The organism is Maribellus maritimus, from assembly GCF_022267315.1.
GTDB lineage: Bacteria > Bacteroidota > Bacteroidia > Bacteroidales > Prolixibacteraceae > Draconibacterium > Draconibacterium maritimum.
In genome coordinates, this window is the sequence record NZ_JAIKLE010000165.1 from 1 (window position 1) to 542 (window position 542).

At 38.6% G+C, this 542-nt stretch carries 1 protein-coding gene; it reads right to left on the minus strand.

What is annotated here, in order from left to right; translation table 11 throughout:
• A partial coding sequence (locus K5G00_RS29545; protein WP_238770252.1) for a relaxase/mobilization nuclease domain-containing protein occupies positions 1 to 542 on the minus strand: 542 nt, incomplete at both ends.

The window sequence follows — 542 nt, forward strand, 5'->3', positions numbered from 1 at the left end:
AGGGCATGGTTATACATCTCTTTGGAAGTAATTTCATTTACCTGGTTTAAATGTGCAAACAGGTTTTCCAGGTTTTGTTTGATATTCCGGCTTCGGGGTGAAAACTTAAAATCAGGGATTTCTCTATTTCCGGGTTGGGTTAGCTGGTATTTCTGCTGCAGCTCAAGGATGAACTTTTGCATTTTCTGCTTTTCATAACTGTCCTTGATTTTTCGTCCCGTTTCCCTGTCAATTCGTGTGGATACAATATGAAAATGCACCCGTTCCAAATCCTGATGTTTATACACAAAATAGGGTTGGTTCCCGTAGCCCGTGTATTCCATCATATTTCCGATTTCCTTTTGGATTGCTGTATCACCAAGTTTCAGGTAATCTTCGGATGAAGGGTTAAAGGAGATATGAAGGCATTTATTTTTTATCCGTGGATTAAGCTTCTCAATATCCAAGAGATTCTTCAGCCGGTGTTTTTCATCGTACATAAAAGGATTGGAAGAAAGGGTATTTTTACTATCAAAAAAAGCAGCAACACCCTGTTTTACTTT